Here is a 7,936-nt window from a genome sequence, read left to right on the forward strand (position 1 = left end):
TGCGGGGTTACCCCTGGCGTGGGCGGTCCGCGAACGGGCAGGATCATGCGCATGGATCTGCTCGACACCCTCACCGCCAAGGGCCTGCGCCGGGAACTCCCGAGTCGCGAGGAAGCCCTCGCCGTTCTCGCCACCACCGACGACGAACTGCTGGACGTCGTCGCGGCCGCCGGGCGGGTACGCCGGCAGTGGTTCGGCCGCCGGGTCAAGCTCAACTACCTGGTGAACCTGAAGAGCGGCCTCTGCCCGGAGGACTGCTCGTACTGTTCGCAGCGCCTCGGCTCCAAGGCCGAGATCCTCAAGTACACCTGGCTCAAGCCCGAGCAGGCCGCCGAGGCGGCCGCCGCCGGGCTCGCGGGCGGCGCGAAGCGGGTCTGCCTGGTCGCCAGCGGGCGCGGCCCGACGGACCGCGACATCGACCGGGTCGCGGACACCATCGCCGCGATCAAGGGCGCCAACGAGGCCGTCGAGGTCTGCGCCTGCCTGGGCCTGCTCTCCGACAACCAGGCCGAGCGGCTCAAGGCGGCCGGCGCCGACGCCTACAACCACAACCTGAACACCTCCGAGGGCACCTACGGGGACATCACCACCACCCACACGTACGCGGACCGGGTGGACACCGTGAACAAGGCGCACGGCGCCGGCCTCTCCGCCTGCTCCGGCCTGATCGCCGGCATGGGCGAGAGCGACGAGGACCTGGTCGACGTGGTCTTCGCGCTGCGCGAGCTGGACTCGGACTCGGTGCCGGTCAACTTCCTGATCCCGTTCGAGGGCACCCCGCTCGCCAAGGAGTGGAACCTCAGCCCGCAGCGCTGCCTGCGGATCCTGGCGATGGTGCGGTTCGTCTGCCCCGACGTCGAGGTCCGGATCGCCGGCGGGCGCGAGGTGCACCTGCGCTCCATGCAGCCGCTCGGCCTGCACATCGCCAACTCGATCTTCCTGGGCGACTACCTCACCAGCGAGGGCCAGGCCGGCCAGGCCGACCTGGAGATGATCGCGGACGCCGGCTTCGAGGTCGAGGGCGCCGGCCAGGTGACGCTGCCCCAGCACCGGGCGGACGTCGCCGCGGCGGCCACCGCCGGCCACGGCTGCGGCCCGGCCGCCGACGCGTGCGGCTCGGGCGGCGGCTGCGGCCCCTGCGGCGGCCACGGCGCCGAGGAGGTGCCGGCCGCGGTCGGTGCCGCGGCGGCCACCGACGGCGCGGGCACCGACGAGGTGCGCAGCGACCTGGTGCGGGTGCGGCGTCGCGGCGCCGGCACCGAGCTGGCACCGAACGCCTGACCGTCCCCGAGGAAAGAAACACCGTGGCACAGCTGTCCCCGCACGCCCTGCTCGCCCTCGACCGCGCGCACGTCTGGCACCCGTACGGGCCGATGCCCGGCACCGCGACCCCGTACGTGGTGGAGTCCGCGTCCGGGGTCCGGCTCCGGCTCGCCGAGCCGGTGGCCGGGCACCGCGAACTGGTGGACGGCATGTCGTCCTGGTGGGCGGCCATCCACGGGTACGGGCACCCGGTGCTGGACGAGGCGGTCCGCGACCAGCTCGGCCGGATGAGCCACGTGATGTTCGGCGGGCTCACCCACGAGCCCGCCGTCCGGCTGGCGGCGAGGCTGGTGGAGATCACGCCGGAGCCGCTGCGGCACGTCTTCCTGGCCGACTCCGGGTCGGTGGCCGTCGAGGTCGCGATGAAGATGTGCCTGCAGTACTGGCAGTCGGTGGGGCGGCCGGGCAAGCAGCGGCTGCTGACCTGGCGGGGCGGCTACCACGGTGACACCTTCCACCCGATGTCGGTCTGCGACCCGGAGGGCGGGATGCACCAGCTGTGGGGCGGCGTCCTGCCGCGCCAGCTGTTCGCGGGCGAGCCGCCGGCCGGGTTCGACGCGCCGGTGGACGAGGCGTACGCGGCGGAGCTGGCCAGCCTGATCGAGCGTCACGCCGGCGAACTGGCGGCCGTGATCGTCGAGCCGGTGGTCCAGGGCGCGGGCGGGATGCGGTTCCACTCCCCCGGGTACCTGCGGCTGCTGCGGGAGCTGTGCGACGAGCACGGCGTCCTGCTGGTGTTCGACGAGATCGCCACCGGCTTCGGCCGCACCGGCGAGCTGTTCGCGGCCGGCCACGCCGGTGTCTCACCGGACGTGATGTGCCTGGGCAAGGCGCTGACCGGCGGCTACCTGACGATGGCCGCGACGCTCTGCACGGGCGAGATCGCCGACGGCATCAGCCGGGGCGAGGTGCCGGTGCTGGCGCACGGGCCGACGTTCATGGGCAACCCGCTGGCGGCGGCCGTCGCCAACGCCTCGATCGAGCTGCTGCTCGGCCAGGACTGGCAGGTCGGGGTGAAGCGCATCGAGAGCGGGCTGGCCGCCGCGCTGGCACCGGCCGCCGAGGTGCCCGGCGTCGCCGACGTCCGGGTGCTGGGGGCGATCGGCGTCGTCCAGCTCGACCACCCGGTGGACATGCGGGCGGCCACCGAGGCCGCCGCCCGGGAGGGCGTCTGGCTAAGGCCGTTCCGCGACCTGATCTACACCATGCCGCCGTACGTGACCGGGGACGAGGACCTGGCGCGGATCGGCGCGGCCGTCACGGCGGCGGCGGTGGCCGGATGAGCGCCCGCATCGTCTTCGTGACCGGCACCGGCACGGACGTCGGCAAGACGGTGGCGACGGCGGCCGTCGCGGCCGTCGCCCTGGCCGCCGGGCACCGGGTCGCCGTGCTGAAGCCCGGCCAGACCGGCGTCCTGCCCGGCGAGCCGGGGGACGCCGAGGAGGTGGCCCGCCTCGCCGGCCGGCTGACCACCCGTGAGCTGGCCCGCTACCCCGAGCCGCTGGCCCCCGACACGGCGGCCCGCCGCAGCGGACTGCCGACGATCACCCCGGAGCAGGTGGCCGGTTCGGTGGCGGAGCTGGCGCGGGAGCACGACCTCGTCCTGGTCGAGGGCGCGGGCGGCCTGCTGGTGCGCTACGACGAGCACGGCCGCACCCTCGCCGACATGGCCCGCGCCACCGCCGGCCTCGGCCTGCGGGTCGAGATCCTGCTGGTCGCGGCGGCCGGGCTGGGCACGCTCAACACCACCGCGCTCACCGCGGAGGCACTCGCGGCCCGCGGCCTGGCCCCGCTCGGGGTGCTGATCGGCGCCTGGCCCGAGGACGCCGGCCTGGCGGCGCGCTGCAACCTCGCCGACCTGCCGGTCGCCGCCGGCGCACCGTTGGTAGGCGTACTGCCGCAGGGCGCGGCGCACCCGGACGGCTTCGCCGCCCTCGCGCTCGCCTCGCTCGGCCCGGTGCTGGGCGGGCACTGGGACGCCGCCGCCTTCACCGCCGACCGGCGGGCTCCGGCACCCTGACCGGCCGCGGCGCCCGCGCTCAGCCTCCGAGCGGGTCACCGAGCGGCTTGACCCACCGGCTCCACTGCGGCTCGGCGGCGTAGCCGGCGTTCGCCCAGGTGCGCTGCCCGAGTTCGTTGCGGTCCAGCACCATGGCGTCGGCCCGCCGCCCGCCGAGCGCCTCGAAGCGCCGCTCGGCGGCGGCCAGCAGGGCGGCTCCGATGCCCTGCCGGCGGTGGTCCGGGTCGACGGCGAGGCGGTAGAGGTGGCAGCGCCAGCCGTCCCATCCGGCGATCACGGTGCCGACCACGGCGCCGTCGTGCTCGGCGACGATCAGCGCCTGCGGGTCCCGGCCGATCAGCCGGGCCAGGCCGTCCGGATCGTCCGTGATGCTGGTGCCCTCGGCCGCCCGGGCCCAGAACGCGAGCAGGGCGGGCACCTCGTCGACGGCGGCGGTGCGGAAGGTCGGTTCGATCATGCGAACTGTCTACCAGCGCCGTCCGTGGTGCGCGAAGGGTTTCACCCGCCGGAGGACGCGACCGGGGCCGTGAGCTGCCACACGGTGGTGGTCTTCAGCGCGGTGTCCTCCAGGTCGGCCACCACCGGTACCTGGTACTCGGTCAGGGCCGTGAAGCGCTCGCGCGGGAGGTACGCCCGCCCCGGGTCGCCGACGATCACGACCGCTCCCCTGGCCCGGGCCCGCTCCAGGAAGGGCAGGAACCGGGCGGCCATCCCCCGCTCGTAGAACACGTCCCCCGCGAGCACCACCTCGGCCGGGCCGCCGTCGCCGTCGAGCAGGTCCTCGACCGCCGCGTCCACCCGGACACCGTTGGCCTCGGCGTTGATCCCGATGGCCGCCACGGCGTAGGCGTCGATCTCGGCGGCCCGCACCGACGCCGCGCCGCGCATCGCGGCCGCGATGCCGACCAGCCCCGACCCGGCCGCGACGTCGAGCACCGTCCGCCCCGCCACCAGTTCGGGGTGGTCGAGCACGTACCGGGCGACGGCCACGCCGCCGGCCCAGGCGAACGCCCAGAACGGGGGCGGCAGGCCGATCTCGCCGCGTGCGGACTCCGTCGTCTCCCACAGCGCGATGGCGTCGTCGGCCATGTGGAGGGAGACCTCGGGGACGAACGGAACGAGGGCCAGGCCGGTCTCTCCCCGCACAAAGGCGCTGTCGGACATCGTGGTTGCGCCCGGATGGAGAGTACGGAGCTCGTTCGGCATGCCCGCAGCATAGAGCCCCGGGGAGCGGTCTCCGGACCGTCCGGCCACCACCTGTTGGACGTTTCGTCCGAACCGGACGTACAGTCCGATCATGACGGACGACGAAGCGGACGACGAAGCGGGCGACGACCCTCGCGTGCGGATGTGGGCGCCGGTGTGCCGGGCGGTGACCCTGCTGCTCGGGCCCTACGCCGAGGTGGTGCTGCACGACCCCGGCACCGACCGCGTGCTCGGCATCTGGAACCCGATGACCCGCCGTAGGCCGGGCGACCCCTCGCTGCTGGGCGAGCTGGCCGCGCTCGACCCGGCTGCCAGGGACGTGTACGGGCCCTACGAGAAGCTGCTCGCCGACGGCCGGCGGCTGTCCTCGGTCAGCGCCGTCCTGCGCGACGACGCGGGGCGGGCGTCGGCCGTGCTGTGCATCAACCTCGACCGCACACCGCTGGAGCAGGCCGCGGCCGTGCTCGCCGCCTTCGGCGCGCCCGCCGTACCGCGCCCGGAGCCGCTGTTCGAACAGGACTGGACCGAGCGCGTCCAGCAGATCGTCGGCAGCCACGTCCGCGAGAGCGGCCGGCCCGTCGAACGGCTCGGCCGCGAGGACCGCCTCACCGTCCTGGGCCGGCTGGACGAGGCCGGGGTGTTCGCGGTGCGCCGCGCCGTACCGGTCGTCGCGGACGCGCTCAAGGCCTCCCGCTCCACCGTCTACGCCCTGCTCGCCGAACACCGGGACCGGAGGACCGCCTGATGACCCGACTGCCCGACTTCCGCCTGGAGACCTACTTCTCCCGCTGGGAGTTCACCGCCCGCCACCACCTCACCGCGTCCGACGCCCAGACGATGCGGATGGACGAGCTGCTCGCCCTCGCCGACGAGCAGGACCGGCACGCCTTCGAGAACCTGTCGCTGGGTTACACCGAGACCTTCGGCGACCGGGGCCTGCGCGAGGCGATCGCCGCCGGCTACGAACAGGCCGGCCCCGACGACGTGATCTGCTTCGCCGGCGCCGAGGAGGCCCTCTACCTGGCGATGAACGTCCTGCTCGGCCCGGACGACCACGCCGTGGTGGTGACCCCGAACTACCAGGCGGCCGAGACCGTGCCGCTGGCCCTGTGCGAGGTCACCGGCGTCGCCCTGCGGCCCGGGCAGGACTGGGCCCTCGACCTGGACGAGGTGGCGGCGGCGATCCGCCCGGACACCCGGGTCGTCTCGGTCAACTTCCCCAACAACCCCACCGGGAAGGTCATCGGCGCCGCCGACTTCACCGCGCTGGCCCGGCTCTGCGACGAGCGCGGCATCCACCTGTTCAGCGACGAGGTCTACCGCGGCCTGGAGCGCGACCCGGCCCGTACGCTGCCGCAGGCCGCCGACCTGTCCGAGCGCGCGCTGTCCCTGAACGTGACGTCCAAGTCGCTCGGCCTGCCCGGCCTGCGGATCGGCTGGATCACCTGCCGCGACCGCGGGCTGCGCTCCCGGCTGGAGCGGGCCAAGCACTACACCACGATCTGCAACGCGGCCCCCAGCGAAGTCCTGGCCCGGATCGCCCTCAAGGCGCGCGACACCATCCTGACCCGCAACCGGGCCCTGATCAGCGCCAACCTGCCGGCCTTCGACGCGTTCTTCGCCGAGTTCGCCGACCACTTCGAGTGGCGGGCACCGGACGGCGGCTGCGTGGCCTACCCCCGCTACCTCGGGCCGGGCGGCGTGGAGGAGTTCTGCACCCGGCTGGTCGCCGAGGCCGGCGTCCTGCTGCTGCCCGCGAGCATCTACCGCTCCGAACTCACCGACACCCCCGCCGACCGGTTCCGGATCGGCATCGGCCGCCGGAACCCGCAGGACGGCCTGGAGGCATTCGCCGGCTGGATGCGCACCAACCGGTGAAGCCTCCCCCGCTCCGGGGGCGGGCGTCACGGGCACCGGCACCGGCGCCCTCGGCGGGGCACCCGCCGATCCGTACCATTTCGATACCGAAGCGGTTATGAGCTGCGGAAATGCTCGCCCGTCGACACGCTCACGGGTAGCATCCGGCTCATCGTCCTACGGCTTCCGACGTGCTTCGCACGGGTGCCGGAAGGACGCCCCGCGGGGCATCAACCGGCCACCGCGCACTCGGACTCGGCACCGCGCGCCAGTGTTGTCGCGCGATTGCGGAAGGGCAGCGTCTTGTCGGATCGGCTCACCGGAGGAGACTCCTCGCTGCTGCGGCGGATCAACGCGGCGGTCACGTTGCGCGCACTGCGATCCGGCCAGTCGGTGACCCTCACTCAGCTGGTCGGTGACACCGGGCTCTCCCGGCCCACCGTGGAGGGCGTGATCGAGGGTCTGGTCGAGTCGGGTCTGGTCGCCGAGGTGGAGCCCGTGCAGAGCACCGGGCAGCCCGGCGGCAGCCGCCAGCGCGGCCGCCCGGCCCGCTGGTTCCGCTTCCGGGCCGAGGCCGGACACATCCTCGGTATCGAGATCGGCGTCCACGACATCCGGGTCATCCTCGCCGACCTGACCGGCGAGGTGCTCGGCAGTCACTTCAAGCCCGTGGACGAGGCGCTGGACGCCGAGGAGCGGCTCACCGCCGTCCGGACCACCGTGGCCGAGGTGCTGCGCAAGGCCGGGATCTCGCGCGACAACCTGTGGGCGGTCGGCGTCGGCAGCCCCGGCATAGTCGACCGCGAGGGCACCGTCCGGCTCGGCACCGCGATGCCCGGCTGGACGGGCCTCGACCTCGGGGCCAGACTGAGACGCTCGTTCCGCTGCCCGGTACTGATCGAGAACGACGCCAACCTGGCCGCCATCGCCGAACACTGGCAGGGCTCCGCGGTCGGCATGGGCGACGTGGTGTTCGTGATGGCCGGGCTCAGCCCCGGCGCCGGCTCCCTGATCAACGGCAGGCTGCACCGCGGCTTCGGCGGCGCGGCCGGCGAGATCGGCGCCCTGCACCTGCTCGGCCGCGAGGCCACCCCCGAGCGGCTGCTCTCCACCTCCGGCAAACCCCTCGACCCGCTGGACGAGGCCGCGGTGGCCCGGGTGCTGCGGCTGGCCCGCGAGGGCGACGAGGTCGCCCAGGACGCGATGGACCGCTTCCTCGGCCGTCTCGTCCACGACGTGGCGGCCCTGGTCCTGGCGATAGACCCGCAGTTGGTGGTCGTCGGCGGCTGGGCGGCCGGCCTCGACGGCGTACTGGAGCCGCTGCGCAAGCAGCTCGCGCTCTTCACCCTGCGGGCGCCGGAGGTCGCGCTCGCCGCGCTCGGCTCCGAGGTGGTCGCGATGGGGGCGCTGCGGGTGGCCCTCGACCACGTCGAGGACCAGCTGTTCGCCGTCGACCCGCCGACCGTCCGGAGCTAGCCGGGGCGGCGCCGGCCGAGGGGTCGGCGCCGCAGGACAACGCAGAGCGGGGCC

Annotated in this window: 8 protein-coding genes; 6 read left to right on the forward strand and 2 right to left on the reverse strand. The window is 74.4% G+C overall.

The features are described from left to right. Positions 1-51: 51 nt before the first annotated feature. The 3 genes from bioB to bioD all read left to right on the forward strand — a co-directional run bounded on the left by bioB (position 52) and on the right by bioD (position 3,343). On the forward strand, positions 52-1,281 hold the full coding sequence (gene bioB, locus ACFUK0_RS31755) for a biotin synthase BioB (RefSeq protein WP_380255939.1): 1,230 nt from the start codon (positions 52-54) through the stop codon (positions 1,279-1,281). A 92-nt stretch (positions 1,282-1,373) separates the two neighbouring features. Next, the gene (locus tag ACFUK0_RS31760) at positions 1,374-2,606 is read left to right on the forward strand and encodes an adenosylmethionine--8-amino-7-oxononanoate transaminase (protein WP_380255948.1); all 1,233 of its coding nucleotides are present in this window, start codon (positions 1,374-1,376) and stop codon (positions 2,604-2,606) included. Continuing rightward, positions 2,603-3,343 carry a dethiobiotin synthase gene (gene bioD / locus ACFUK0_RS31765; protein ID WP_380255940.1) on the forward strand — a complete coding sequence of 247 codons (741 nt, stop codon included), beginning with the start codon at positions 2,603-2,605 and terminating at the stop codon, positions 3,341-3,343. The genes ACFUK0_RS31760 and bioD overlap by 4 nt, the downstream gene beginning before the upstream one ends. Before the next feature lie 19 nt (positions 3,344-3,362). Here bioD and ACFUK0_RS31770 read toward each other — a convergent pair whose 3' ends face one another. Together ACFUK0_RS31770 and ACFUK0_RS31775 are read right to left on the reverse strand one after the other, a co-directional pair. Next, positions 3,363-3,800: a GNAT family N-acetyltransferase gene (locus ACFUK0_RS31770; protein WP_380255941.1), complete on the reverse strand. Its 438-nt coding sequence runs from the start codon at positions 3,798-3,800 to the stop codon at positions 3,363-3,365. A gap of 41 nt (positions 3,801-3,841) precedes the next feature. Next, the gene (locus ACFUK0_RS31775; RefSeq protein WP_380255942.1) at positions 3,842-4,549 is read right to left on the reverse strand and encodes a class I SAM-dependent methyltransferase; all 708 of its coding nucleotides are present in this window, start codon (positions 4,547-4,549) and stop codon (positions 3,842-3,844) included. Between the two features lie 91 nt (positions 4,550-4,640). On the opposite strand from ACFUK0_RS31775, the gene ACFUK0_RS31780 reads away from it, so the two are divergent. From ACFUK0_RS31780 to ACFUK0_RS31790, 3 genes are all read left to right on the forward strand, one after another. Continuing rightward, the gene (locus tag ACFUK0_RS31780; protein WP_380255943.1) at positions 4,641-5,294 is read left to right on the forward strand and encodes a transcriptional regulator; all 654 of its coding nucleotides are present in this window, start codon (positions 4,641-4,643) and stop codon (positions 5,292-5,294) included. Further along, positions 5,294-6,427, forward strand: coding sequence for an aminotransferase class I/II-fold pyridoxal phosphate-dependent enzyme (locus ACFUK0_RS31785; RefSeq protein ID WP_380255944.1), 1,134 nt, complete (start codon positions 5,294-5,296; stop codon positions 6,425-6,427). The genes ACFUK0_RS31780 and ACFUK0_RS31785 overlap by 1 nt, the downstream gene beginning before the upstream one ends. Before the next feature lie 282 nt (positions 6,428-6,709). Beyond that, complete coding sequence (locus ACFUK0_RS31790; protein ID WP_380255945.1) at positions 6,710-7,882, forward strand: ROK family protein; 1,173 nt, start codon at positions 6,710-6,712, stop codon at positions 7,880-7,882. Positions 7,883-7,936: the final 54 nt, after the last annotated feature.

The sequence above is a fragment of the Kitasatospora sp. NPDC057223 genome, assembly GCF_042669755.1.
In the GTDB taxonomy this organism is placed as follows: Bacteria; Actinomycetota; Actinomycetes; order Streptomycetales; family Streptomycetaceae; genus Kitasatospora.